Here is a 25,220-nt window from a genome sequence, read left to right on the forward strand (position 1 = left end):
AGCAAGGCTCGCCTTCCGGGTGAGCCTTGACGGTCGCGATCACCGCCCGCAACTCCGGGCGCCAGACCATGGCCAACCTCGGCCAGCAGGCGCTGGCGCCTTCGGTAGTATCCCTCGACCTGGGTGGCTTTTCGAAGATGTTCGCCCAGCCCAAGGCGATGACCGAGGACGATATCCAAGAGGTCATCACGCCAATATCGCGCCGCAATGACCAAATCTTCACATTGAGCGGGGAGCATTCAACGCCATGGAACTGTCCTCTACTGATCAGCAGCTTTTACCCTCACTGACGATTGGAGTTCTTCATGGCGAAAATCACCCTGGCCCAGCAACTGGCGACCACTCTTGAACAGGCGGGCATCAAGCGCATCTGGGGCCTGACCGGCGACAGCCTCAACGGCCTGACCGACTCCCTGCGCACCATGGACAGCATCGAGTGGATGCATGTACGCCACGAAGAGGTGGCTGCGTTTGCCGCCGGCGCCGAAGCGGCGGCCACCGGCGAACTGACGGTGTGCGCCGGCAGTTGTGGCCCGGGCAACCTGCACCTGATCAACGGCCTGTTCGACTGCCATCGCAACCATGTGCCGGTGCTGGCCATCGCCGCACAGATCCCCTCCTCCGAGATCGGCCTGAACTACTTCCAGGAAACCCATCCTCAGGAGCTGTTCAAGGAGTGCAGCCACTTTATCGAGCTGGTGACCAACCCCGAACAGATGCCCCACGTGCTGCACCGCGCCATGCGTTCGGCGATCCTCAATCGCGGCGTGGCGGTAGTGGTGATTCCGGGCGATGTGTCGTTGCTGGAAGTGGAAGATAAGTTCAAGCCATGGCCGGCCCTGCTGGCGCCCCGCACGCTGCCGGCCGAACAGGACCTGCAACGCCTCACCGACATTCTTGAACACAGCGGCAAAGTCACCCTGCTGTGCGGCAGCGGCTGCGCGGGCGCCCACGATGAAGTCGTGGCCCTGGCCGACGCACTGGGCGCCCCTGTGGTTCACGCGCTGCGCGGCAAGGAGCATGTGGAGTGGGACAACCCGTTCGACGTCGGCATGACCGGCCTGATCGGTTTCAGCTCCGGCTACCACGCCATGCTCAACTGCGACACGCTGATCATGCTCGGCACCGACTTCCCGTATCGCCAGTTCTACCCCACCGACGCGAAGATCATCCAGGTCGACCGCAACCCGCAGGCACTGGGCCGCCGCGCCACGCTGGACCTGGGGATCGCGGCAGACGTCAGCGAAACCCTCCAGGCGCTGCTGCCGCGCCTGACCCGCAAGACCGACCGCAGCTTCCTCGAAACCTCGCTCAAGCATTACGAGAAAGCGCGCCAGGGGCTGGATGACCTGGCAGAACCGTCCAAGGCTGGCCGGCCGATTCACCCCCAATACGTTGCACGCCTGCTCAGTGAACTGGCGGACGACGATGCAATCTTCACCGCCGACGTTGGCTCGCCTACCGTGTGGGCAGCACGCTACTTGAAGATGAACGGCAAACGCCGGCTGATCGGCTCCTTCAACCACGGCTCGATGGCCAACGCCATGCCCCAGGCCATCGGCGCACAAGCAGCGTTCCCGGGGCGGCAGGTTATTTCGATGTCTGGCGACGGTGGCTTTACCATGCTGATGGGAGACTTCATTACCCTGGCGCAGTTGAATCTGCCGGTGAAACTGGTGGTGTTCAACAACTCATCCCTGGGCTTTGTCGCCATGGAGATGAAAGCTGCAGGCTACCTGGACACCGGCACCGAGCTGAAAAACCCGGACTTTGCCGCCATGTCCAATGCCATGGGCATCCTCGGGATTCGTGTCGAGCAATCCGAAGACCTGGAGCCGGCCCTGCGCCGCGCCCTGGCCCACGACGGCCCAGTGCTGGTGGACGTGGTCACCGCCACCCAGGAGCTGGTGATGCCACCGAGCATCAAGCTGGAACAGGCCAAGGGCTTCAGCCTGTACATGCTCAAAGCGGTAATGAGCGGGCGCGGTGATGAAGTGATTGAGTTGGCGAAAACCAACTGGCTCAGATAACCCCGGCACACTGTAGGAGCGAGCTTGCTCGCGAAAAACCTCAAGACGACGCGGGCTTTCAACTAGCCCGCGTCATCGTTACCGACCTTCGCGAGCACACTCGCTCCTACAGTTTACTTATGCGCTTTGTTTTTCCACCCACTTACCGTAGGCATCAATAAACGCCTGCAAAAACGGCCTGGTCTTTTCCGACACCTTGCCCGACTCATCGAACACACTGCCCGCGCCACCCAGGTAGGCTTCCGGCTGCTGCATGCACGGCACATCAAGGAACACCAGCGACTGGCGCAAATGGTGGTTGGCACCAAACCCGCCAATGGCGCCGGGGGACACGCTGATCACCGCACCTGGCTTGCCACTGAAGACACTTTGGCCGTAAGGGCGCGAACCGACGTCAATCGCGTTCTTCAATACACCCGGCACGGAACGGTTGTATTCGGGGGTCACAAACAGCACCGCGTCGGATGAACGCACGTGTTGACGGAAAGTACTGTAGGCTGCCGGCGGTGCAGCACCGTCGATGTCCTCGTTGTAGAGCGGCAAATCGCCAATTTCGACAATGTTCAACTTGAGATTGGCGGGCGCCAACTCGGCCAATGCCAGGGCGACCTTGCGGTTGATCGACTCTTTTCTCAAGCTGCCGACCAGTACGGCAATCGTGTAGACCTTGCTCATTGAGGTTTCCCGGTTTCTGACTTAAGGAGCTTGTAGTTATAGAGCCTGCGCGGCGTGATCACCAGCCCGTTCTTGCAATCCCCAGGGACCTTTACACCGCAGATGGATTTGTAAGTAATGTCTGAAAAAGTCAACGAATAGTATTTTTTTTCCATAGGTAAACTACCCCGCTCTCCTACGGTCTACAGAACCGCAAATCGAGTGTTTATCTCCAGAGGTTCTAAGCAGATGGCAGCAGTACTTGTCGGACAGTTCCATGCCAGAGACGCAGAAGGTCGCGTTTATTCGGTGCATGAGTTCCAGGAATCCAACCCGCCCCAAGGCGACCTGACTGGCTCCGCGCCCACCATTACCTACAAGCTGGCCATTGGCGATCGTGTAGAAAAACTGGATGGCGATGAATTCAGATTGATTCAGTCGGGCACCATCATCACCCGCGAATCCGCAACGACCCACGCTTCATAAGACCTTATTCCCCATAGGCGATATCAACATTATCGCCGACGCCTCCCAGTGTCCGGTCCTTGCCGAACGAGAACAGATCAAAGTGAGTTTTGGCCTGGCTGGGAGGAGAGTGGTATTGGTAGGCCACACCCCAAGGATCAGTCAGCATGTCTTCATCCTTGAGATAGGGTCCCCGCCACTGCCCTTCCCCTGCAGGTTTAACCGTCAACACCGCCAGGCCCTCGTCATCGGTAGGATAACGCCCCACATCCTGATGAAACTGCTCCACCGCCTTGCCCAGCTCATTCAGCTGGACCTTGGCCGTGGCAATTTCCGCTTGGGTCACGTCACCAAAGAGCCGTGGCCCCACCGCAAACGCCAGCACGCCGACCACCAGCAGTACCACCAGCAAATCCCACGACGAAAACCCTCGCATCTGTGTTTTACCGAGCATCGATCAGGCTCCCCCATGGATCCCTTGGTTGATACGCCCTTTGTATGACCTGTTGGTTGCAGGTACCTGGGACTTGATCGTGCAAGTCTAGTTGGGCCGCTCCCGTGCCGGGTCTTTTTTGCGCAGCCTGGCCTAAGCCATTGAATCCACGTCGCGCTGAACATAGACTCCGGCCATGCGTTTACGTCATATCGAAGTCATTCAAGCGATTTTGCAGACCGGACACCTCGGCACGGCCGCCGAATGGTTGCAACTGCCTGTGGCCGAAGTGGACGCAACGCTCAAGGATGCCGAGTTGCAACTGGGTTTCATGCTGTTCGCCAGTGTGCGCGGACGCTTGCAGGCCACGCGTGAGGCGCAGGAGTTGCAGGGCGAAATCGCCCGTCTCTATGCCGCCCTTGAGCCTGTGCAGCGCCTGGCCAGCAGCCTGAAGCACCACCATGCCCCGCCCTTGCGCGCACTGTGCACCCCGCCGCTGGCCAATCAGTTGTTGCCCCAGGCGATTGCCGTGCTGCGCCGGCGCTTTCAAGACGTGCCGTGCAACCTCTCCAGCCACTCCACCCGGGATATCGTCAAAAGCCTGCTGCTTCACGAAGCGGACCTGGGCCTGAGCCTGCACGACCCGCAACACCCGCAAATCCACAGCACACAGCTGGCCCACGGCAAACTGCAATTGCTCGCGCCACATGGTTGGCTCAAGCCCCGGCAGAAGTACATTGCGCTGCAGGAGTTGGCCGGGCAGTCAATGATCGGGCTTGAAGGCCACGACCCACTCAGCCGCCTGCTGGACAGCAAGCTGCAAGCCCTGCGCCCGCTGCCGGTGGTGCAAACGCGAGTGCAGACGTACCAGATGATGCGCAGCATGGTCGAGGCCGGGGAAGGTTTGGCGATTGTCGACCCGTTCACCGCCACCGGCGCGCGGGAAGCCGGGCTGGATGCCTGCCCGTTGTCACCACCGATTCCGGTGACCTTGTATGCGTTGACCCTGAAGGACAGCGAGGCATCGCCGGCCTTGAATGCATTGCTGGAGATTGTCACCGAAAAGGCCGAAAGCCTGCTCGCGGGCTGATCGCTTTAGACCGTTTCCAGTTCCGACTTGAACAACCGATACCAGAAAATCGCCACCTCACGGGTCTGTGGATCAATCCCGCGATAACGCAGTTGATCGATCCCGCCCATCACATACCCGCAACGCTCATACAGCCGGCAGGCGCCGAGGTTGTTGTTCTGGGTCTCCAGCATCATCCCCGGGAGGTTCTTCTTGCGGCTCCAGAACTGCGCCACGTCCAGCAACGCCTTGGCCACCCCGTGACGCCGCGCGGGCAATACCACCGCCAGTTCATCCACATGGGCAAAGCCGTTCCAGTTGGTGCTGACCACAATGTGCCCCGCGGGCCGGTCATCCAGGTACGCCATGAACACCGCGCTGTCGGCGGCATCGCGGAAACTGGCAAACTCCTCGGGGTCGATGCCGTAGCATTTGCGGTACGGTACGATCCGCTCAACCGCCCACTGGTCGACGCGCTTGCCCATTTCCGGCACACCGTAGGCGCTGACCTCAAAGCTGAAGTCGTTACCCCACACGTAGGCGTCAAATCCCTCGTCAGCCACCCGGACACTGAGGCCCGGGTACTTCGGATTCATTACAGCTTGCATAAACATGTTTAACCCTTGATGCAATCGACGGTGTAACAACGACCATTGCCGTCATCTTCGTGTTGCAGCCCATGAACATCGGCGACAAAGCCTGGGAAACTGCTATCGAACGTCCTGGCAAACGCCAGGTAATCAATGATCGAGCGAGTCGATTCGGTGAAACGCTCCCCCGGCATGATCAACGGAATGCCCGGCGGGTAAGGCACCAGCATGACCGCTGCGATGCGTCCTGGCAAAGCGTCGATGGACACCGCCTCGACTTCGCCCTTGACCAGCAGGTCATAGGCATCGGCCGGCTTCATGGCGATTTGCGGCAGTACCGTGTACATCCGCTTCAGGTGTTTGGCCGTGGCATTGCTGCGATAACAGCTGTGCAACTGGTCGCACAGGTCCTTCAAACCCAAGCCTTGATACCGCGCAGGCCCTTGCTGGAACACCGATGGCAAACATCTGGCAAGGCTCACGTTGGCATCATAACTGCGCTTGAATTCCAGCAACTCGGTCAGCAGGGTACTCCACTTACCTTTGGTGATGCCCATGGAAAACAGCACGAGGAACGAATACAGCCCGGTTTTTTCCACCACCAACCCACGCTCCCAAAGGAACTTACTGACCACCGCCGCGGGGATTCCGCACTCACTCAAGGCCCCGCCGGCGTTCAGGCCGGGCATCACCAGGGTGACCTTGATCGGGTCCAGCAGCACATAATCTTCGGCGATTTCGCCAAAGCCATGCCACTCCGCCTGCGGTTGCAGTAACCAGTCCGCGGTCACCACCCGGTCAATGCCCGCCACCGACGGCGGCTGCCAGATGGAGAACCACCAGTCTTCGGCCGCAATATGCTGGCGCAGGTTCGCCAGGGCGCGACGAAAGCTCAGGGCTTCGTCAAACATCTCCTGCAGCAACGAACGCCCCGCCGGGCCTTCCATCATCGCCGACGCCACGTCCAACGAGGCAATGATGCTGTACTGCGGCGAGGTGGAAATATGCATCATGAACGCTTCGTTGAAACGGTCGCGGTCCAGCTTGCGTAAGCCACCATCCTGCACATGGATCATCGACGCCTGGCTGAACGCCGCCAGCAGCTTGTGCGTGGAGTGCGTAGTGAACACCAACGGGCTCTCGGGCGTGCGCGAGGTGCCCATGCCGTAGCGGCCGGCGAAGAACTCATGAAACGCCGCGTAGGCGTACCAGGCTTCGTCAAAATGCAGCACCTCGACGCTGTTGCCCAGTTGCTGCTTGATCAGCTCGGCGTTGTAGCACAGGCCGTCGTAGGTGGAATTGGTCACCACCGCCAGCTTGACCTTGGCCGGCCGCCCACGGGTCAGCGGGCTGGCGTAGACCTTGGCGCGGATCGACTCGGGGCTGAACTCGCTCAGGGGGATCGGCCCGATGATCCCCAGTTCATTACGCTCCGGGCACAGGTACAGCGGGATGGCGCCGGTCATGATGATCGAATGCAGCACCGACTTGTGGCAGTTGCGGTCCACCAGCACCAGGTCGTCGCGGCCCACCATGGAGTGCCAGACGATCTTGTTGGCGGTGGAGGTGCCATTGATCACGAAGTAGGTGTGGTCGGCGCCAAAGTTGCGCGCCGCTCGCGCCTCGGCTTCGGCCAGCGGGCCGGTGTGGTCCAGCAGCGAGCCGAGTTCCGGCACCGACACCGACAAGTCCGAACGCAGGGTATTTTCCCCGAAGAACTGATGAAACGCCTGCCCCACCGGGCTTTTGCGATAGGCCACGCCACCGCCGTGCCCGGGGGTGTGCCAGGAATAATTGGAATCCGCCGTGTGCTGCACCAGCGCCTTGAAGAAGGGCGGCAGCAGGCCATCCAGGTAGGCACGCGCCGCACGGGCCACTTGCCGGGCCAGGAACGGCACGGTGTCTTCAAACAGGTAAAGAATGCCCCGCAGTTGATTAAGCTCGCTCATGGCGTCGGCCGGGGCGTTTTCCAGGGTGACTTGCTCACCGAGGGCGAAGATCGGCAGGTTCGGCGCCCGTACCCGCGCCAGGCGGATCAGCTCCACCATGTTTTGCAGCAGATGGGTATTTTCCCCGGCACCTTCGGCGGCAATCAGCATGCAGGCCAGCCCGTGGTGGGTCGAAGCCACCAGGCGGCCCTCGGCGTAGTCCACCGCCGAAAAAATACTAAAGCCCTCCTGTTCCAGCTCCCGGGCGATACCCCGGACGCGGTCGCCGGCAACAGTGTCGGCCTTGATGTCGCGGTGTACGATCAGAACCGGGAACTTCAGGTCTTTGTACATGAGCGCTGGGTGTCCTGAGGGGTATGCCTCAAGGGTAGAAGCTTGGGGCGGATGTGGCGAATGAAGATGCGCAAATGCTGGCCTATAAAATTTATGGCGCTAGAATTGGCGCCATTCCACGCCCGCCTCCCTGACACGAGCCCCCCATGAGCTTTGATTTCGACACGATCCACTCCCGCCTCGGCACCGGCAGCACCAAGTGGAGTCGTTACCCGCAAGACGTTCTGCCGATGTGGATTGCCGACATGGACATCGCCGCACCACCGGCCGTGCTTCAGGCACTGCACCAGCGCCTGGGCCAGCAGATCCTCGGCTACAGCGTGGCCTGCGATGGCGTGCGTGAGGCGATCGTCGCCGATCTGTGGGCCAAGTACGCCTGGCGCGTGCAGCCCGATGAGCTGCTGTTTTTGCCAGGCGTCGAGCCGGGTTTCAACATGGCACTGCACGCGTTTGTGCAGCCCGGGCAACCGGTGGTGTTGCAAACCCCCAACTATCGCCCGATCCGCCTGGCGCCCGGGCACTGGAACCTGCCGAAGATCGAAGTGCCGTTTGAGTTGAGCGCCGAGGGCGAGTACCTCACGCCGTTGCCTGCCATGCGTGAGGCGCTCACCGGCGCCGGTGCCCTGCTGTTGAGCAACCCGCACAACCCGATGGGCAAGGTCTTCCCCCGTGAAGAACTGCTGGCCGTGGCCACCGCCTGCCTGGACCAGGGCGCGCTGATCGTTTCCGATGAAATCCACGCCGAACTGTGTTTTGACGGCCGTCGGCATATTCCCACCGCGAGCCTCAGCCCCGAGATCGCCCAGCGCACCATCACCCTGATGTCGGCCAGCAAGGCGTATAACGTCGCCGGGCTGAAGACCTGCTTTGCGGTGATCCAGAACCCCGCGATTCGCGAGCGCTTCAACAACGCCCGCTGCGGCATGGTCGACAGCGTCAGCCCGCTGGGCCTGGAAGCCACGCGTGCCGCCTACAGCGACTGCAGCGACTGGCTTCAAGCGCTGGTGATTTACCTGCAAGGCAACCGCGACTACCTGCTGGACGCCGTGCATACGCGCCTGCCCGGCGTGGTGATGCACGCGCCTCAAGGCACCTACCTGGCCTGGCTCGATTGCAGCGCCCTGGGCCTGGACGACCCGCAACGGTTCTTCCTCGAACAGGCCAAAGTCGGCCTCAGCGCCGGCCTGGAATTCGGCGACGACAGCCAGCAATTCGTGCGCCTGAACTTCGGCTGCCCAAGGGCCATGCTCGAAGAAGGCATTGCTCGCATGGAACGTAGCCTGCGTCACCGTTAAGGCGCAATTCACAACTTTTCGCAACGAGCGCCGAACCCCTGCTGTTACTGTTTTTGCCGACTCGCCCTACCGGTAACAGCAGGAGTTCCATGGCATGACGACCCAGCCGCTCAATCGCTCGTCCGACCCCAACGCCCTTCCCCTCGCGCCGCCCAAGTCTGGCGCGGCGTTCCATGTGCTGCTCAAGAACAGCGCCAACAACAAGAAGGTCGAGGCCGGCGACAAGACCGCGCAAGGGCTCGCTGCCAGCAAGGAACAAGGTTATGAGCTGGCCGCCAAGGATGCTGCACCGCCCACAAGCCTGGGTGACTACAAGGCCATCGGCCCGGCGGATGAAGTCGGCCCCGGCCTGATTCGCTACGAAACCCAGGACGGCAAGAAAGTCATCGTCAGCGAAAAAGACAGCCCCGACCTGTTCAAGCAAGTCAGCGCCGACTTCAAGGCACTCTCCGGCGTCAACGCCAGCGAAGCCGCCGGCTACCAGCGCCTGGGCGGCGATGCCACGGCCCCGGAAAAACTCGGCGACTACAAATCCCTCGGCCCGCCCGACGAAACCGGCCCCGGCGTGATCCGCTACGAAACCCAGGACGGCAGCAAGTTTGTCATCAGCCAGCGCGACAACCCCGAGGCATTCCAGAAAGCCAAGGAAGCCTATGAGAGCTTCACCGGCCTTACCAGCAGCGAAGACGCCGGCTACAAGCGTGCCGGCGACAACGAAGTGTGGCCGCCCTACGCCGGCACCACCGTCGGCCCCGAGGATGAAGTGGGCCCGGGCCTGATCCGCTTTGAAAGCAACGGCCAGAAAATGGTCGTGGCACGCGACGACAACCCCAAGCTGTTCGACTACCTGGCCGGCCTGCACGAGGTTTACACCAACCCGGACAAAAAGGCCGCTGTAGAATCCGCGCTCAACGATGGCTCGACCCTCGCGGACGCCAACACCAAGGCACCGGAACTGAATGACTACAAGGGCTTCGGCTGGATCGAAGGCCAGCAAGGCAATGTGCTGACCTATGAGACCCACGACGGCACCAAGGTGGTGGTGTCGGCGGATGTCAGCCCGGAACTGTTCAAGAGCGTGGCCACCGCCCAGGACACCTGGAGCAAGATCCACAGCAGCGAAGACGCCGGTTACAAACTGGCCGGGCCGAATGATTTCCTGAAAAACACCGAGATCACCTTCGGTTCACCTGATGAGCTGGGCGACGGCCTGATCCGCTATGAAACCAGCGAAGGCAAGGTCATCGTCTCCAAGGAGCTCAGTCCGCAGCTCTACGATGAAGTCGTCGCCAAGTGGGAAGCCTGGAGCGCCGGCACGGTGGATGAGACCCGGGCCAAGTACAACCTGCCGAGCAACGACGAACTGGACGTGCTCAACCTCGACACCGGCGTACATGCCGACAAGGACGACGACAAATCGCCGACCCAAAGCGTCAGCGAACTGGCTACCACCGAACTGATCGACACCTACCGCGCCGGCGTCAAGGACGGCTCGATTCCCAAGGACGACCCGCGCGCCAAACTGGTCCGCGCCCTGGAAGCCCAGGCCGCCTACCAGAATGGCCATGGCATCACCGGCTACGAAGAGTCCAAGCGTCCGTTCAATACCACCTGGCGCGAGTTCGATGACAAGCAGACCGAACTCACCTCGGCCGACATGCACGACATCATCGACGGCAAGGCGGTGCAGGAGCAGATCGGCGAACTGTTCAAAGACCCGACCGTGCAGGCCGACTACAAGGCCAAGATGGATGACGCCATCAGCCACCTGCCCAACAAGGACGAGATCAAGCAAAAGCTCCTCGACCTGACCAACAACCCCGACTACGTGCTCTACCTCAAGGACCTGCAAAAACAGGGCAAGAGCCACGAAGCCCAGCAGGACCTGAGCAACACCCTCACCTCGCTGTCGCTGTTCGACCCGGAGGCTGCTACCAAGGCGGCGCAGAATATCCAGGCCGACGGCCTCACCACCGACCTCAACGAAATCCTGTCGGACCCCAGCAAGATCTCCGACGACAACAAGGAACTGGCCACCAAGGACCTGTTCGGCCTGCTCAAGGGCGTGCTCAAGGGCAACCTGCTGGACCTGCCGCGGCGCAGCCAGGAAGTGCTGGAGAAGTTCCTCAACGAAGGCCTGGAGGGCAAGGAGAAATCCTCGGCCGTGACCAAGGCCCTGGAAGAACTCGGCGACGTCTACAAGAACAGCGGCACCATCAGTGAAGCCGATGTGAAAACCGCCCTGAGCAAACCGTATATCCCGGTGGCGGATCGCGGCATGCTCGGCGAGGTGTTCAACACCCTCAACAGCAAAGGCATCCTGGGTTCGATGGGCGCCGGTGTCAGCCTGTTTTCGGGGATCTACCAACTGGTGGGCAAAGGCGGCAAGCTCGGCGAAACCCCGGCCCAACGCATGACCATCGCCAAGGATTTCCTGAGTTTTGCCGGCGGCGCGAGCCACTTCGTCAAGCTGGGTGACAAGATCGGCGAAGCCCTGGGCAAGGGCGGCCTGGTGGACTTCCTCGGCCTGGACAAGACCCTGCCGGAAATCTGGGGCAAGGAAGGCGCGGCCGGCAAAGTCATCGACTTCAGCAAGCCCACCGAGATCGACTCCAAGGTCAGCAAGGAGATCGCCGCCGCGCTGGATGCGGTTCCCGACAGCCAGTACGACGGTGTGGCCAAGCTGTTTGGCGAAGGTGATAAAGCTGTCACTGAAGCCACCGAAGGCCTGGCCAGCCACCTGGATGATGGGCTGGCGGCAGCAGGCGCGGCCAAGCTTGGCGCGTCCCAATCGGCCAAAATCGCCGGTTCCGTTATCAAGGTGCTGGGCCCGGCAACGGATATCGCCGGTGGTTTTGCCGACATCGTGCTTGGCGCGTTGGCGATCAAAAGCGGCGTAGACAGCAAAGACCCGTTGGCTCAGGCAGCCGGTGGTTTGCAGGTGGCGGGCGGTGCGTTCGGCGCGTCGGCCGGGGTATTGGGGGCGGCAGCCCTGTTTGGTGCGGGCACGGCGGCCGCGCTGACCGGGCCACTGTTCCTGGTGGGTGTGGTGTTGGCGGTGGTGGGCGGGATCATCGGCTACTTCGTCGACCACAACAAAAAACAGAAGGCCACCGAGAAAGAAAACGACTGGTACCGCGACCTGGCTGGCGACGGCTTGTTGCAGGACAACTGGGCGGACAAGGTCGAATACGCCCACTACGAGATCCACCATTACCACGGCCGCGACACGCCGACCGATGACAGTTTGTTCCGCTTCCAGCAATCGGAGTGGGAGCATTTCGACGCTACACCGCAAAGCGGCGGCTCGTCGAGCAACCGGCTGGATGGGGATTTGCACAAGGACTACAAGGACCCGAGTGAAAAGCCCAAGGAACTGCCGGACGCTTCGGGTGAGAAGCCCGGATCTCGGCCATCAGGAGGCGGGCCCCGGCTTAACTAAATCTACACAAATCAGTGTGGGAGCTGGCTTGCCTGCGATAGCGGTGTAACAGCCGACAAATCGGTCGACAGATACGTCAGTCATCGCAGGCAAGCCAGCTCCCACATTTGGATTGGGTTCACACCGTTACAGCTTGGCGATAGAGACTTCGGTCGACTTCACAAAGGCAATCACTTCACTGCCCACTTTCAATTCCAGGTCGCGCACCGAGCGCGTGGTAATCACCGACGTCACGATCCCCGACGCGGTTTGCACGTCGATCTCGGACACCACTTCGCCGATCAGGATTTCCTTGATCACGCCTTTGAATTGGTTGCGCACGTTGATCGCTTTAATGGTCATGTCGGCTTTCCTTTGGTCTGTTGGGTCAATCCGCACGAATGCGCAGGCACTCAAAGTGCCCTATTCGTGAAAACAACAAAAGGAATATATAACTCTTTATTTATTCCATAAAAACATATGCAAGCTGTTGCACAGCCAACAGTGATTCAACAAAGTGCCCTTCTCCCCACTCCCAACCACTCCTCCGCGTAGCAGCTGTCGAGCCTAAGCGAGGCTGCGTCAGCGGTCTGCCTGACACACCGCGAACGCAGCCTCGCTTAGGCTCGACAGCTGCTACGTCAAGGTGTTGCCTTGCGCTGCAAAGATGCTGGCACAGAGACTGCATATTCCTATAACGCATGATGGAACATGCCATATGAATTTTCTGAATATAAGAAAAGCCTTCTCTTTCCCGCCTTGCCCGGAGCTGTTCCATGAAACCCTTCGTCAACACCTTGCTGGGCGCCTGCGCCCTCGCCCTCAGCCTGCAACCTGTGGCCCACGCGACAGAAACCGACCCGGCTGAAGTCCACCTCGACTACGCCTATTACTCCCCGGTGAGCCTGGTGCTCAAGCACTTCGGCTGGCTCGAAGAAGCGCTGCCGCAAACCAAGGTCGGCTGGGTGTTGAGCCAGGGCAGCAACCGCTCGCTGGAATACCTCAACAGCGGCGGCGTCGACTTCGCCTCCTCAGCCAGCCTGTCGGCGGTGTTGAGCCGGGCCAACGGCAGCCCGATCAAATCGGTGTATGTGTATAGCCGCGCCGAGTGGACCGCACTGGTGGTACGCAAGGACTCAACCTTCAAGAATGTGAGCGACCTCAAGGGCAAGAAAATCGCCGCCACCAAGGGCACCGACCCGTACTTGTTCACCCTGCGCAGCCTGCAGAAAGCCGGCCTGAGCAAGGACGATGTGGAACTGGTGCACCTGCAACACCCGGACGGCCGTACCGCCCTGGAAAAAGGTGATGTGGACGCCTGGGCCGGTCTTGATCCGCACATGGCGGCCAGTGAAATCCAGGCCGGTTCGCGCCTGTTGTACCGCAACAAGGACTTCAACAGCTACGGCGTGGTCAGCGTGACCGACACCTACGCCAAGGAGCATCCTCAGACCATCGCCAAGGTGCTCGGCGCCTATGAAAAAGCCCGCAACTGGGCGGTGAAGCACCCGGACGAATTCGCCAGGCTGCTGGCAGACGAATCCGGCCTGCCGCTGGACGTGGCCAAGCTGCAACTGTCCCGTACCGACTTGAGCAGCCCGTTACTCACGGCCCAGGACGTGGTGTCGTCCAAGGCCGCCGCGCCGATCCTGGTGTCTGAGGAACTGGTGCGCCGTGGGGTGAATGTGGACCAGGTGATTGACCAGTTGATCGACCCACGCTTCGGCCAGGCTTTGCCTCGTCCATAAGGGGAGCGTCATGAGCAGCAAAAGCGAAACCCTGCCGGTGAGCCTGGCACCCACGATCACCGCCCAGCGCAGCGCCTGGCCACGGCGACTCAAGGGCCTGGCGTTGCCGGTGCTGATCCTGGTGATCCTGGAGGTGGTGGTGCGCATCGGCTGGTTGCCGTCCTACCAGATGCCCGCACCCAGCGAGATCGCCGTGACCCTTACCGACCTCGCTGAAGGCGCACTGTGGAAACACATCAGCGCCAGCCTGTTGCGGGTACTGCTGGGGTTCACCATCGGCGCCAGCCTGGCCCTGGTGTTCGCCGCCTGGGTTGGCCTGAGCCGCGAGGCCGAGGCGTACCTGGAGCCGACTTTCGCCGGCCTGCGCTCGATCCCGAGCCTGGCTTGGGTACCCCTGTTGCTGTTGTGGCTGGGCATTGATGAAACCTCCAAGATCGTGCTGATTGCCATCGGCGCGTTCTTCCCGGTGTACCTCAACGGCGTCGCGGCGATTCGCGACATCGACCGCAAGCTGGTGGAAGTCGGGCAGATGTATGGCTTCAGCCGCACGCGCCTGGTGCGCCGCATCCTGTTGCCTGCCGCCCTGCCCGGCTTGTTCACCGGCTTGCGCAGCGGCCTGAGCTTGGCCTGGATGTTCCTGGTGGCAGCCGAGTTGATCGCCGCCACCAAGGGCCTGGGCTACCTGCTCAGCGATGGCCGGGAAACCTCACGACCCGATATTGTGCTGGCGGCGATCATCGTATTGGCCCTGCTGGGCAAGATCAGCGATGGCCTGTTGGCCGCGCTGGAAAAACGCTGCCTGGCCTGGCGCGACACCTTCAACGGCCAAGGCCCGGAGCATTGAGCATGAGTGAAGCGCTACTGGATATTCGCGTCGAGCGTAAAAACTTCGGCGCCACCACCGTGCTGACCAACGTCCATTTGGCCTTGCAGCCGCGGGAAGCGGTGAGTTTGCTGGGCCCCAGTGGCTGCGGCAAAAGCACCTTGCTGCGGATCGTCGCGGGGCTGGAAACGGACTACCAGGGTGAGCTGCTGCAAGGCGGTGGCGAGGTCGCGTTTGTCTTCCAGGAACCGCGCCTTATGCCGTGGCTGACGGTGGAGCAAAACATCGGCTTCAGCGATGACGACGGCTATGACAAGGCCTGGGTCGCGCAGTTGATTGACGAAGTGGGGCTGACCGGCTTCGGCCAGGCGTTGCCCAAGGCATTGTCTGGCGGGATGGCGCAACGGGTGGCGATTGCTCGCGGGCTGTATTCAAGGCCGCAGGTGTTGCTGCTGGACGAGCCGTTCAGCGCAGTGGATGCGTTTACCCGCATGAAGCTGCAGGACCTGCTGCTGCAATTGGCCAAACACCACGGGATCGCCCTGTTGCTGGTGACTCACGATGTGGACGAGGCGCTGTACCTGAGCGACCGGGTGCTGGTGATGGACAACCGGCCGAGCAGTATTCGCCAGGAACTGGCGGTGACGCTGGTGCATCCGCGGGATCGGCGGGATCCGCTGTTGGCGCGGCTCAAGGCACTGGCGTTGACTGAGTTGCAGCGGGCGCATGTGATCTGAAAGGCACGTGTTGGGGCTAAGTCAGGCTGGGGGCAGATCCGTTATTCAGGTGATGGCTTGTATGGGTTCCGCCCTTACGGCGGGTCACTTTTGAAAGGAGCCCAAAAGTAACCAAAAGGCTCTTGCCCCACCACTCGGCACCTCGCTTAGGCTCGGTGTGCCCGAACGAAGGCATTACTCCGCGGGCCGCCGCGACGGGGCGTCCCTGCCCCGTCGCGGCTAAACCGGCGTCCTGCCGGTTTACCCGCTCCGTAATACCTGCGTTCGGCCAGCGTGGTTGACGGGGCGCCTAAGATCAAGATCACAAGCAGATCAAGAACACAGCGGCCTACAGGCCGGCTTGAGTGTTAAAAGCCAGATCAAAAGCTAAAGCGGGCACGGTTCCAATGTAGGAGCTGGCTTGCCTGCGATGGCATCGCCGCGGCGCATCTGAAAAACCGAGTCGCCTGCATCGCCGGCAAGCCAGCTCCTACAGATTTTGATCTGGCTTTTAACACTCAGGTCGGCTTTCAGGCCGCCGTGCTCTTGCTCTTGATTTTGATCTAACTGCCCCATTCAGCCCGAGGCCGAACGCAGGGATTGAGGAGCGGGTAAACCGGCAGGACGCCGGTTTAGCCGCGCCGGGCCATGGATGGCCCGTCGCGGCGGCCCGCGGAGCAATTCCGGAGTGAGGGCACGCCGAGCCTAGGCGAGGCGCCGACAGGCGGGGCAGAGCGTTTTGGTTACTTTGCCGCTTTTGCAAAGTGACTCGCTGTAAGAGCGAAACCATAAGCCGCCGTGACCTAAATAACGGATATGTCCCCAGCTCACAGATCGCATCAGACAACCACTTTGCGCGGCACCAGCGTCACCCAATACCGCGTACGAAACTGCACCTCCAGCGCCATCGTCGACGCCAGCAGCGTAAGGATGCGATCAGTGTCGGCCAACTGAAAACTCCCGCTCACCCGCAGCGTTTCCAAGCTCGAGTCCCAACGCATTACCCCTGGCCGATACCGCTCCAACTCCCGCAAAAAATCACCCAACAGCTGGTTCTGCGCAGTCAGCACACCGTCGCGCCAACCCAATTGCAACGCATCAAACACCACCGCAGCGCCCATCCCCGACGCCTGCAACCGTACCTGCTGCCCACCCTGCAATGTCGCCACTTGCCCACGCAGGTCCTGCACCTGCACCGCGCCCTTCAACGCCGACACCAAACACCCGGAAGACAACTGCCGCACACACACTTCAGCCTGGCTGACGATCACCTGGCCATAACGCGTCTGCACCGTCAGCGCACCAGCCCCCGGCACCGTCAACGCCATCTCCCCTTCCACCAGCGTCACACGCCGCTGGGCCGTATCCACGTCCACCGCACTCGCGGTATTCAGTTGCAGGCTGCTGCCATCTACCAGCGGCACCCGCTTACGTTCGCCAGTGGCGGTGTGCAGGTCGGCGCGCCACACGTCGATAGGCAATTGCCGACTGAGCAACCACGCGGTTGGCAACAATGCGGCGACGCCCAAGGCACGCTTGAGTACTGCACGCCGTCCCGGTTGCGGACGATCGAGGCTGGCCATGGCCAACGCTGGCGGCAAGTCGGTAAACCGCTGGCGCAGCAATTGGGCTTTTTGCCAGATCTGCTCATGCTGGGGATGGCTGTCACGCCACTGCTGCAGGCGGGCATGATCACGTTCGGTGGCGCCGCCGGATTCCAGCAACGCCAGCCATTGCGCCGCTGCACGAGCCAGATCCGGCGCAGTACGGCTCACAGGTCCACCAGCAGGCAATGCTCATAGGCCTGGGCCATGTAGCGCTTGACCGTGCGCTGCGACACCTTGAGCCGCTCGGCAATCTCCCGATAGCCCAGGCCTTCCAACTGGCTCCAGAGAAACGCGCGGCGCACCACCGCCGGCAAACCGTCGAGCAATTCATCCAGGGCTTGCAGGGTTTCCAGCAATAACCAGCGCTGTTCCGGCGACGGTACGCAAGCCTCGGGCAAGTGCATCAACGCGTTGAGATACGCCTGTTCCAGGCTGCGCCGCTGGTGAAAATTCACCAGCAAGCGCTTGCCCACCGTCACCAGGTAGGCCCGGGGTTCCTGCAATTGGGCAATCGGCTGGGCGCTGGCCAACACCCGCAAAAAGGTGTCCTGGCTCAGGTCGGCCGCATCCCAGGCGTTGCCCAAGCGGCGCCGCAACCAGCTTTCGAGCCAGCTGCGATGGTCGCGGTACAGGGTGTGAAGGCTAGGTTCAGCGAGGTGCGTCGGCACTACAGCATCATTCATGGCAAGTAACCTGCGCGGCGCGAGTCAGTCTCAAATGAGATTCATTCTATTTAATAACCCGCCGGCATACCACGTTCTTTTCGACTAACCGTTATCCACTTCTCCATCGAACAGTTGGCCGCGCCCTACAACGCTTCCTGAACCGAGCACCGCGCCCGGCGCCAACACGCCATTGGCGCCCACCCGGCACTGGTCCCCCAGCAATGCGCCGAACTTGTCGCAGCCGGTGCGCCGCAACTGCCCATCAATGCGCACCTGCACTTGCTTGTCGTCACGCTCGTTCCGGTAGTTGGCAACGATGCTCCCGGCTTCCAGGTTAACCCCGTGCCCCAGTACCGAATCGCCGACAAAGTTGAAGTGCGCCAGCTTGCTGCCGCTGAAAACAAAGGAGGTCTTAAGCTCTGCACCCGGCCCGAAGATGCAATATTCATCCACCCAGCACCCCCCGCGAAGGTAAGCCCCCGCGGCAATAAAACAATGGGCACCAATGATCAACGGCGCTTTTAAAACCGCCCCCACTTCGACAACGGCCGTGCGATGCACCGCAATCTCGTCGTGAATTTCATACTCATCATCAGACAGCCCCGCCAGCAATTGGCGAACCACGCCAGGCGCCTGGCCGACCAGCTCCCAAGGCGCAAGATCAGCCCAGGGTGCCAGCGGCGAACGAGAAAAATCAGCGATGTAATCGGCGAGTCGAATCAACGTCGAGCCCTCTACAGATCAGAGAAGCCCGAAACGCTAACACCCTCGTCACTGCTCGTCGAGCAGCACCGGCTTGCCCAACTCGCCGATCTTCTCCAGCCGCGCCCGCACGATATTGCGGCTGATATTCAGCAAACGCCCAGTCTGCAACTGGTTGCCATGGCAGTAACGATAAGCCGCACGGAAGATCGTCTCTTCGATGTGCTCATAAAGGTCTGCAATGTTCTGCTCGAACAACGCATTCAACGCCGCTTCCAGGCTCACCGGCCCAGCGATTGCAGGCGCCGCCTGGTGCGCCTCGTCTTGGCGAATGCCCGAAGAACGCATGTCCACCAGGTGCAGGTCCGGTGGCTGCACCAACTGATTGCGGCATACCAGCAAGGCATGGTGAATCGCGTTTTCCAGCTCGCGAATATTCCCAGGCCAACTGTGCTCCAGCAACTTGCGCTCGGCATCGATGCTCAATGAAGCGCGGTTGTAACCGAGCCGCTGGCAGTGTTCTTCCAGAAAAAATTCCGCCAGCGGCAGGATGTCACCCGGCCGCTCGCGCAGGGGCGGCAGGCGGATGGTGGCGACGTGCAGGCGGTAGAACAAATCCTCGCGAAAATGCCCGGCCACCACCGCGTCGGCAAGGTTCACGTTGGTGGCCGCCACCAGCCGCACGTTGATCGGAATCGGCGTGCGCGAGCCCAGGCGCACCACTTCGCGCTCCTGCAAAACCCGCAGCAGTTTGACCTGCATGTTCAACGGCAAGTCGCCGATCTCATCCAGGAACAGCGTGCCGCCGTTAGCGGCTTCAAACCAGCCGGCCTTGTGGGTGGTGGCGCCGGTGAACGCGCCTTTTTCGTGGCCGAACAACTCGCTTTCCACCAGGGTTTCGGCGAACGCGCCGCAGTTCACTGCAACAAAAGGCTCCCGGCCGCGACGGCTCAGGTGGTGGATATGCCGCGCGACCAACTCCTTGCCGGTGCCGGTCTCGCCGATGATCAACGTATTGGCTTCACTGGGGGCCAGGCGTTCGATACGCGCCAGCAGTTCCTGTGAGCGCGGGTCCTTGAAGACCAGCACGGTGGCGCGCACCGACTTGGTCAATTCACGTGCGTTGGGGTGGGTGATCAGCGACATGGTGCATTCCTGGCAGTAAAAGCGCCTGTCAATAGTGCATGAAGTTTTCTATACCATTTAATTATTAATTAATATTTATATATTCCATAAAAGAATATACCAACACAACCCCCCCAACCTGCTGCTGGAGCAGCAATCGGCCAGCACCTGCCTGTGTGCAGATCAACACCAAGCCGTTGCCAGCCAGTACTTAGAAAACCCGCAAAGCCACGTTCTACAAGGCGCGCAGCGCGTTTTTCGGCTGATGGCATGCAATCTGCTCTCTCCCTCTCAACGCCACCTCCCCTGTAGGAGCTGGCTTGCCAGCGATGAGGCCCTCAAGCCTTGCACCGACCAAACGGACGCCTTCGCCGGCAAGCCAGCGCCTACAGGGCGTCGCGATCACTTAGCAGGGAGATTCCAATGAAAAGTTTCTGGCGCAACAACATCGCCACCGTGTTCGGTGTGCTGATCAGCACCGGCGTGCTGGCCGAACCGACGCCACCGGCGTCGGTAAAAATCGCCATCGTCGCCTACACCCAGGGCGGAAAACCGGTGTTCGGCGGCATCGCCGGGCGCGTTATCGAAGACGGCTGGCTCCAAGCGCAACTGCGTGAGCGCGGGGTCAAGCTGGAGTGGATCGCCCTGCCTCACGCCGGCGCCGGGCCGCAGATCAATGAAGGCTTCAGCAACAACAGCCTGGACTTCGCCGTACGCGGTGACTTGCCCTCGGTGATCGCCGGAGCCGGTGGCGTGCCGGGCAAGCTGATCGTGCCCGGAGGCAGCGGCAACAATATCTACCTCGTGGTGCCCGAAAACTCCACCGCGAAAACCATCGAGGACCTCAAAGGCAAACGCCTGGCGCTGCATCGCGGCCGACCATGGGAGTTCGCCTTCAGCAACTTCCTGGCCAGCAAGGGGCTGAAGCTCGACGACTTCAAGATCGCCAACCTCAACCCGCAGGTCGGCGCCGCCGCCGTGTCTGCCGGCAAGGTCGATGCCGCGGTGTTGCTCAGCGAGGCCTATGCCCTGCAAGACAAGGGCGTGGGCAAGATCATCTGGTCGACCAAGCAAGGCAGCAACGACTGGCGGCTGGTTTCAGACCTGTGGGGCACCGAGACCTTCGTACAGCAGCACCCGGACATCACCCAACTGCTCGCCACCGCCTGGGTGAAAGCTGCGTGGTGGATTTCCCAGCCACAGAACCAGGACGCCTATTACCAACTGTCATCCCGCGCCGGCACCGCCGAAAGCGTGTTGCGCCGCGACGACCAGGACGACCCGGTGGCCTGGAAGGATCGCTGGGCGCCGAAAAGCGACCAGCAACTCAAGGCGCACTACCAGGCGCTCACCACTTACGCCCTGGCCAACCACCTGATTCGCGACACCTACGACATCGGCCCGTCACTGGCCACCGGTTTTACCAACCAGGCCCTGATCGACCTGAAACTCACCGACTACTGGCCGGCCCTGCGTGGCCAGGTCAGCACCAATCCGTAATAGGGAAATTGATAATGAAACTGCCGCACTCCTTTGCCTTTGGCCTTAGCGTCCTGGCCCTGTCCATGAGCGTGTTTGCTGCCGACGCTTACGCCCAACCCGACCCGCTGCAAGGCGATGGCCGCGTCTCGGCGTTCTACACCTGGGAAAAAGCCATCCCGGCCGTTCCCGGCAAACTGCTGCGCAGCGAACCCCTGGACAGCACCCTGAGCCTGGCCAATGCCGCCAGCGCCCAGCGCATTCTGTACACCTCAACAGACGGCATCGATAACAAGACGCCGATTGTGGTGTCTGGCGCGCTGTTCCTGCCAAAAGGTACGCCGCCTGCCGGTGGTTGGCCGGTGGCGAGCTGGGGCCATGGCACCGTGGGCGTGGCGGACGTGTGTGCGCCGTCCTGGCAAGGTCGCTCGTATCGTGACGTGGCCTACCTCAATCGCTGGCTGGCCGAAGGTTTTGCCGTCGTCGCCACCGACTACCAAGGCTTGGGCGTGCCCGGCGGCCACCCATTGCTGAACAGCCGCATGGCGGCCTACGGGATTCTCGACGCCGCCAAGGCAGTGGTCGCCGATGTACCGGGGCTGGCCGACAAGGTGTTGATCGTCGGTCAGTCCCAAGGCGGTGCCGGCGCCTTCGCCGCAGCGGCCTATGCCGCTACCTACGCCCCCGACCTGGGGGTGAAAGGCAGCATCGGCACCGGCGTGATCTACACCCTCGACTATGCAAAGAACCCGAGCGAAGAAGTGCGTAACAAGGTCGATCCCACCCTGGCCTACGGCTTCTATACCCTGCTCGCCGCCCAACAATACGACCCAAGTATCAACCCGGCCGATTTCTACACCGACAAGGCCCTGCCGATTTTCGAGCAGGCCCGCACCAGTTGCCTGTTCGCCCTCGAAGGCGACGTCGAAGGCCTCGGCCTGAGCATCGCCAACACCAAGAAAGACTACAAAGGCAAGCAACTCGCCCCGTGGCTGGCGCAAGTGTCCTACCCGACACTGAAAACCTCGAAGCCGATCTTCATCGGCACCGGCGCCGAAGACACCACCCCCGCCGCCGCGACCCAGGTCAAACTGATGCAGGACGCCTGCAAGGCCGGCTCCATTGTCGAAGGCCACCTGTACAAAGGCTTGGGCCACAGCGCCACGGTCAACGCGTCACTCAAGGACTCGATCCCGTTTGCCCACAAGGTCATCAACGACCAGCCGATCACCCCGATCTGCGCCCCCACCGCGCAATAAGCAGGAGGCTTGCATGAGCATTGAATTCTTCACCCGCCTGCCCTTGCACGGCGAAACCCAGTTTTTGCCCGGCGACCCACGCAACCGTGGCGACTGGCATCGCGGCGGGCCCAGCACCGGCGCGGTATCGGGCTTCAGTGTCGGTGATCACTTCACCTACATCGACTACCTCGGGCAAATCGCCAGGGCTGCGGAAATCAACGGTTTTGGCGGCGCACTGATGGTCAACGCGCCCACCGGCGAGGAGCCGTGGACCGTCTGCGCGCTGCTGGCCCGGGAAACCCGCACCCTGCAATTCGTCACCGCCTTCCAGCCTTACCACTACACCCCGTGGGTGGCGGTGCAACAGGCGGCGACCTACCAGCGGGCCACCGGCAACCGCCTGGTGTGGAACATCATCAACGGTGGCTCGGACGCGATCCAGCGCCAAGTGGGCGACTTCAGCGACCACGATGAACGCTACGCACGCGCTACCGAATTCATGGACGTGGTCAAGGGCTTCTGGCACAACGAGTCCTTCCACTACGACGGCAAGTTCTACAAGGCCGACGGTGGCGGCCTGCGCGGGCCATTGAAGAAGGCCCAGTTGCCGCTGATCTGCACCGCCGGTTCGTCCATCCCCGCCCGGGAGTTTGCCGCCAAGCATGCCGACTTCTATCTTATGCGCGCCGAACACCCGGACGAGATCGCTGCACTGATCGCGGACCTGCGCGAGCGCGCGTTGAAATGGGGCCGCACCGACATTCGCTTCGGCCTGTCGATTGACGTGATCACTCGGGAAACCGAAGAGCTGGCCCGCACCGAAGCCAAACGCTTCTTCGACGAAGGCATCGCCCGAGGCGCGGTCAAGGCCGTGGCGGCCCACGCCGGGTTGCGTACGGCGCGCAAGCTCAGCTACGAGCACGGCTTCAGCGAAAAAACCGAGACCCAGGGCTTCGATGACTTCTTCATCCACCCCAATGTGTGGACCGGTTTTGGCTACATCGGTGTTCCGCCGGGTTGCGCGCTGGTGGGCAGCTACGAGAACGTGGTGGCGCGAATTCGCGAGTACAACAGCATCGGCATCGACCTGTTCTTCCTCGCCGGCTATCCGCACCTGGAAGAAGCCTACCGCCTCGGCGAGCACATCCTGCCGCACTTTCGCAGTGAACGCGGCGAACTGAGTCGTCCCCAGGAGCCGGTGCTGGAACTGCGCTCCGCCAACGGCCCGGCCGGAGTCTGATGCCATGAGCCTACTGTTCAGCCGTCGGGACTTTCTCGGCTACAGCGCGACCGTCGGCGGCGGCTTGCTGCTGGCCGGTTGCGGCCCCGCTGACACGCCCAAAAGCGTCACCGCCGACGATCAACCCCGCTACGGCGGGCGCTTGCGCCTGGGGATTCTCGACGGCAACCAGAGCGGCAACCTCGACGCCCACAAACCCATTGGCAGCGGCATCGTTCGCGGCTTTGCGTTGTACAGCAAGCTCTGGGAATGGGACGAGCAGATGCAGCCGCGCCTGGCCCTGGCCGAGTTTGCCGAGCCGAATGCCGACGCCAGCAGCTGGACCCTGCGCCTGCGCCCCGGCCTGGAGTTCCACAACGGCAAGACCATCGACGCCGATGACCTGATCTTCTCGATCCGCCGCCTCACCGACCCGCAGCTGGCCTCGCCCTACGCGGCGCTGCTGCACTGGGTGGACCGCGACAACCTGGTCAAGCTCGACAACCGCACCGTGCGCCTGAGTTTTCGCGAGGGTCGCAGCTACATGCCGCTGGCAGAAACCTGGGTCAACTTCGGCGGCATCGTGCCGGTGGATTACCACCCGGTTACCAACCCGGTGGGCGCCGGGCCCTACAAACTGAAAAGCTTCACCCCCGGCCAGCGCTCGCTGTTCACCCGTTTCGAGAACTACTACAAGGACGGCAAGCCCTACGCCGATGAGCTGGAGATCATCGACTTCAAAGACCAGGTCTCGCGCCTCGCCGCCCTGCGTTCCGGGCAGATCGACATGGCCAACGTGATGCCCACCGAACAGCTGCCGATCCTGCAAAAGGACCCGCGCCTGAAGGTGATCACCTCGGTGACCGGCAACTGGTTGTCGTTCGACATGAACCTCGACAAGCCACCTTTCAACGACCCGCGGGTGCGCGAAGCGTTTCGCCTGATGGCCGACCGTGACGAACTGGTGCGCCGCGCATTGAACGGCCAGGGCCGGGTGGCCAATGATCTGTATGCGCCCAGCGACCCGACCTTCAACCACGACCTCGGGCCACGCCCCTACGACCCGCAACGGGCGGCGCAACTGCTCAAGGACGCCGGCCAGGAAAACCTCGAGGTGGAATTGATCACCACCCCGGGGCCAGGCTTGAGTTCGGCGCTGGTGCTGGCCGAGCAGGCCAAGCGCATTGGCGTGACCCTCAAGGTCAAGCAGGTGGACCTGGCGACTTTCCAGGGCCCGTTGAAAAACGACTGGACCCTGAGCACCGGCGGCAGCATCGGCGCGCCGTTCCTGGCCAGTGCGATCCATACCGACGCGCCGTTTGCGGTGTCCAACAAGACCCACTTCAACGACCCGCAATTCAGTGAACTGTTCCTGGCCGCCATGGCCCAGCCCGACCTGGAAAAACGCAAGGCCCTGGTGCATCAGGTCCAGCAGATCCAGTACGAGCGCGGCGGGATGCTGATCTGGGGCTATGCCGATTTGCTCGACAGCGTCTCCACCCGCGTCGGCGGGGCGCAGTCGGAAGAGTCGCTGTTCAGCACCTGGCGCTTTGAAAAGCTCTGGCTCAAAGACACGGCCTGAGCCACTTACACCGTATCGCCCTGTAGGAGCCGGCTTGCCGGCGATGGCGTCCGGTCGACCGGCGCAGGGCTCAA

At 61.8% G+C, this 25,220-nt stretch carries 21 protein-coding genes and 1 pseudogene; 13 read left to right on the forward strand and 9 right to left on the reverse strand.

Annotation, left to right across the window (positions count from 1 at the left end; all coding sequences use genetic code 11):
* Nucleotides 1–56: 56 nt before the first annotated feature.
* Nucleotides 57–191: pseudogene (locus ACZRN6_RS09190) on the forward strand (2,4-dienoyl-CoA reductase); the annotation flags it as partial.
* Between the two features lie 114 nt (nt 192–305).
* Nucleotides 306–2,030: a ubiquinone-dependent pyruvate dehydrogenase gene (gene poxB, locus ACZRN6_RS09195; RefSeq protein WP_464007770.1), complete on the forward strand. Its 1,725-nt coding sequence runs from the start codon at nt 306–308 to the stop codon at nt 2,028–2,030.
* Nucleotides 2,031–2,147: 117 nt separating this feature from the next.
* Here poxB and ACZRN6_RS09200 read toward each other — a convergent pair whose 3' ends face one another.
* Nucleotides 2,148–2,705: an NADPH-dependent FMN reductase gene (locus tag ACZRN6_RS09200; protein ID WP_322145502.1), complete on the reverse strand. Its 558-nt coding sequence runs from the start codon at nt 2,703–2,705 to the stop codon at nt 2,148–2,150.
* Between the two features lie 228 nt (nt 2,706–2,933).
* On the opposite strand from ACZRN6_RS09200, the gene ACZRN6_RS09205 reads away from it, so the two are divergent.
* Nucleotides 2,934–3,170, forward strand: a complete 237-nt coding sequence (locus tag ACZRN6_RS09205; protein WP_010171188.1) for a hypothetical protein — start codon at nt 2,934–2,936, stop codon at nt 3,168–3,170.
* A 4-nt stretch (nt 3,171–3,174) separates the two neighbouring features.
* Here ACZRN6_RS09205 and gspG read toward each other — a convergent pair whose 3' ends face one another.
* The gene (gene gspG, locus ACZRN6_RS09210; protein ID WP_322145503.1) at nt 3,175–3,603 is read right to left on the reverse strand and encodes a type II secretion system major pseudopilin GspG; all 429 of its coding nucleotides are present in this window, start codon (nt 3,601–3,603) and stop codon (nt 3,175–3,177) included.
* Nucleotides 3,604–3,778: 175 nt separating this feature from the next.
* On the opposite strand from gspG, the gene ACZRN6_RS09215 reads away from it, so the two are divergent.
* Nucleotides 3,779–4,672, forward strand: coding sequence for a LysR substrate-binding domain-containing protein (locus ACZRN6_RS09215; protein WP_464007771.1), 894 nt, complete (start codon nt 3,779–3,781; stop codon nt 4,670–4,672).
* A 5-nt stretch (nt 4,673–4,677) separates the two neighbouring features.
* Here the strand turns inward: ACZRN6_RS09215 and ACZRN6_RS09220 are convergent, their stop codons facing one another.
* Together ACZRN6_RS09220 and ACZRN6_RS09225 are read right to left on the reverse strand one after the other, a co-directional pair.
* Entirely contained in the window at nt 4,678–5,259 is a 582-nt protein-coding gene (locus ACZRN6_RS09220; RefSeq protein WP_464007841.1) for a GNAT family N-acetyltransferase, read from the reverse strand.
* Nucleotides 5,260–5,267: 8 nt separating this feature from the next.
* On the reverse strand, nt 5,268–7,523 hold the full coding sequence (locus ACZRN6_RS09225) for an Orn/Lys/Arg family decarboxylase (RefSeq protein WP_464007772.1): 2,256 nt from the start codon (nt 7,521–7,523) through the stop codon (nt 5,268–5,270).
* 146 nt (nt 7,524–7,669) lie between these two features.
* Here ACZRN6_RS09225 and ACZRN6_RS09230 point away from each other — a divergent pair, with 146 nt between their 5' ends.
* Nucleotides 7,670–8,818, forward strand: coding sequence for a MalY/PatB family protein (locus ACZRN6_RS09230; RefSeq protein ID WP_464007773.1), 1,149 nt, complete (start codon nt 7,670–7,672; stop codon nt 8,816–8,818).
* A 94-nt stretch (nt 8,819–8,912) separates the two neighbouring features.
* Nucleotides 8,913–12,260, forward strand: coding sequence for a hypothetical protein (locus tag ACZRN6_RS09235; RefSeq protein ID WP_464007774.1), 3,348 nt, complete (start codon nt 8,913–8,915; stop codon nt 12,258–12,260).
* A gap of 126 nt (nt 12,261–12,386) precedes the next feature.
* Here ACZRN6_RS09235 and ACZRN6_RS09240 read toward each other — a convergent pair whose 3' ends face one another.
* Entirely contained in the window at nt 12,387–12,602 is a 216-nt protein-coding gene (locus tag ACZRN6_RS09240; protein ID WP_003217010.1) for a TOBE domain-containing protein, read from the reverse strand.
* A 413-nt stretch (nt 12,603–13,015) separates the two neighbouring features.
* On the opposite strand from ACZRN6_RS09240, the gene ACZRN6_RS09245 reads away from it, so the two are divergent.
* Genes ACZRN6_RS09245 through ACZRN6_RS09255 form a run of 3 tightly spaced genes read left to right on the forward strand, consistent with a single transcriptional unit; the run spans nt 13,016 to nt 15,547 of the window.
* Nucleotides 13,016–13,987 (forward strand): aliphatic sulfonate ABC transporter substrate-binding protein, encoded by a 972-nt coding sequence (locus ACZRN6_RS09245; RefSeq protein ID WP_322145508.1) that lies wholly within the window; start codon nt 13,016–13,018, stop codon nt 13,985–13,987.
* Nucleotides 13,988–13,997: 10 nt separating this feature from the next.
* Nucleotides 13,998–14,831 (forward strand): ABC transporter permease, encoded by an 834-nt coding sequence (locus ACZRN6_RS09250; protein WP_464007775.1) that lies wholly within the window; start codon nt 13,998–14,000, stop codon nt 14,829–14,831.
* A gap of 2 nt (nt 14,832–14,833) precedes the next feature.
* Nucleotides 14,834–15,547 (forward strand): ABC transporter ATP-binding protein, encoded by a 714-nt coding sequence (locus ACZRN6_RS09255; RefSeq protein WP_464007776.1) that lies wholly within the window; start codon nt 14,834–14,836, stop codon nt 15,545–15,547.
* An 818-nt stretch (nt 15,548–16,365) separates the two neighbouring features.
* On the opposite strand, the gene ACZRN6_RS09260 is transcribed toward ACZRN6_RS09255, so the two are convergent.
* The 4 genes from ACZRN6_RS09260 to ACZRN6_RS09275 all read right to left on the reverse strand — a co-directional run bounded on the left by ACZRN6_RS09260 (nt 16,366) and on the right by ACZRN6_RS09275 (nt 19,646).
* Entirely contained in the window at nt 16,366–17,301 is a 936-nt protein-coding gene (locus tag ACZRN6_RS09260) for a FecR domain-containing protein (RefSeq protein ID WP_464007777.1), read from the reverse strand.
* The gene (locus ACZRN6_RS09265) at nt 17,298–17,816 is read right to left on the reverse strand and encodes a sigma-70 family RNA polymerase sigma factor (protein WP_464007778.1); all 519 of its coding nucleotides are present in this window, start codon (nt 17,814–17,816) and stop codon (nt 17,298–17,300) included. The genes ACZRN6_RS09260 and ACZRN6_RS09265 overlap by 4 nt, the downstream gene beginning before the upstream one ends.
* Nucleotides 17,817–17,900: 84 nt before the next feature.
* Complete coding sequence (locus ACZRN6_RS09270) at nt 17,901–18,521, reverse strand: LbetaH domain-containing protein (RefSeq protein WP_322145515.1); 621 nt, start codon at nt 18,519–18,521, stop codon at nt 17,901–17,903.
* A 48-nt stretch (nt 18,522–18,569) separates the two neighbouring features.
* Nucleotides 18,570–19,646, reverse strand: a complete 1,077-nt coding sequence (locus ACZRN6_RS09275) for a sigma-54 interaction domain-containing protein (protein WP_464007779.1) — start codon at nt 19,644–19,646, stop codon at nt 18,570–18,572.
* A 402-nt stretch (nt 19,647–20,048) separates the two neighbouring features.
* Between ACZRN6_RS09275 and ACZRN6_RS09280 the strand changes: the two genes are divergently transcribed.
* The 4 genes from ACZRN6_RS09280 to ACZRN6_RS09295 are packed head-to-tail and all read left to right on the forward strand — an operon-like array spanning nt 20,049 to nt 25,146.
* Entirely contained in the window at nt 20,049–21,125 is a 1,077-nt protein-coding gene (locus ACZRN6_RS09280; protein ID WP_464007780.1) for an ABC transporter substrate-binding protein, read from the forward strand.
* Nucleotides 21,126–21,139: 14 nt separating this feature from the next.
* Nucleotides 21,140–22,363: an alpha/beta hydrolase gene (locus tag ACZRN6_RS09285; RefSeq protein WP_464007781.1), complete on the forward strand. Its 1,224-nt coding sequence runs from the start codon at nt 21,140–21,142 to the stop codon at nt 22,361–22,363.
* Nucleotides 22,364–22,376: 13 nt separating this feature from the next.
* Nucleotides 22,377–23,585, forward strand: coding sequence for an LLM class flavin-dependent oxidoreductase (locus ACZRN6_RS09290; RefSeq protein WP_322145519.1), 1,209 nt, complete (start codon nt 22,377–22,379; stop codon nt 23,583–23,585).
* Nucleotides 23,586–23,589: 4 nt separating this feature from the next.
* Nucleotides 23,590–25,146 carry an ABC transporter substrate-binding protein gene (locus tag ACZRN6_RS09295; protein WP_322145520.1) on the forward strand — a complete coding sequence of 519 codons (1,557 nt, stop codon included), beginning with the start codon at nt 23,590–23,592 and terminating at the stop codon, nt 25,144–25,146.
* Nucleotides 25,147–25,220: the final 74 nt, after the last annotated feature.

The sequence above is a fragment of the Pseudomonas sp. A125 genome (assembly GCF_055409485.1).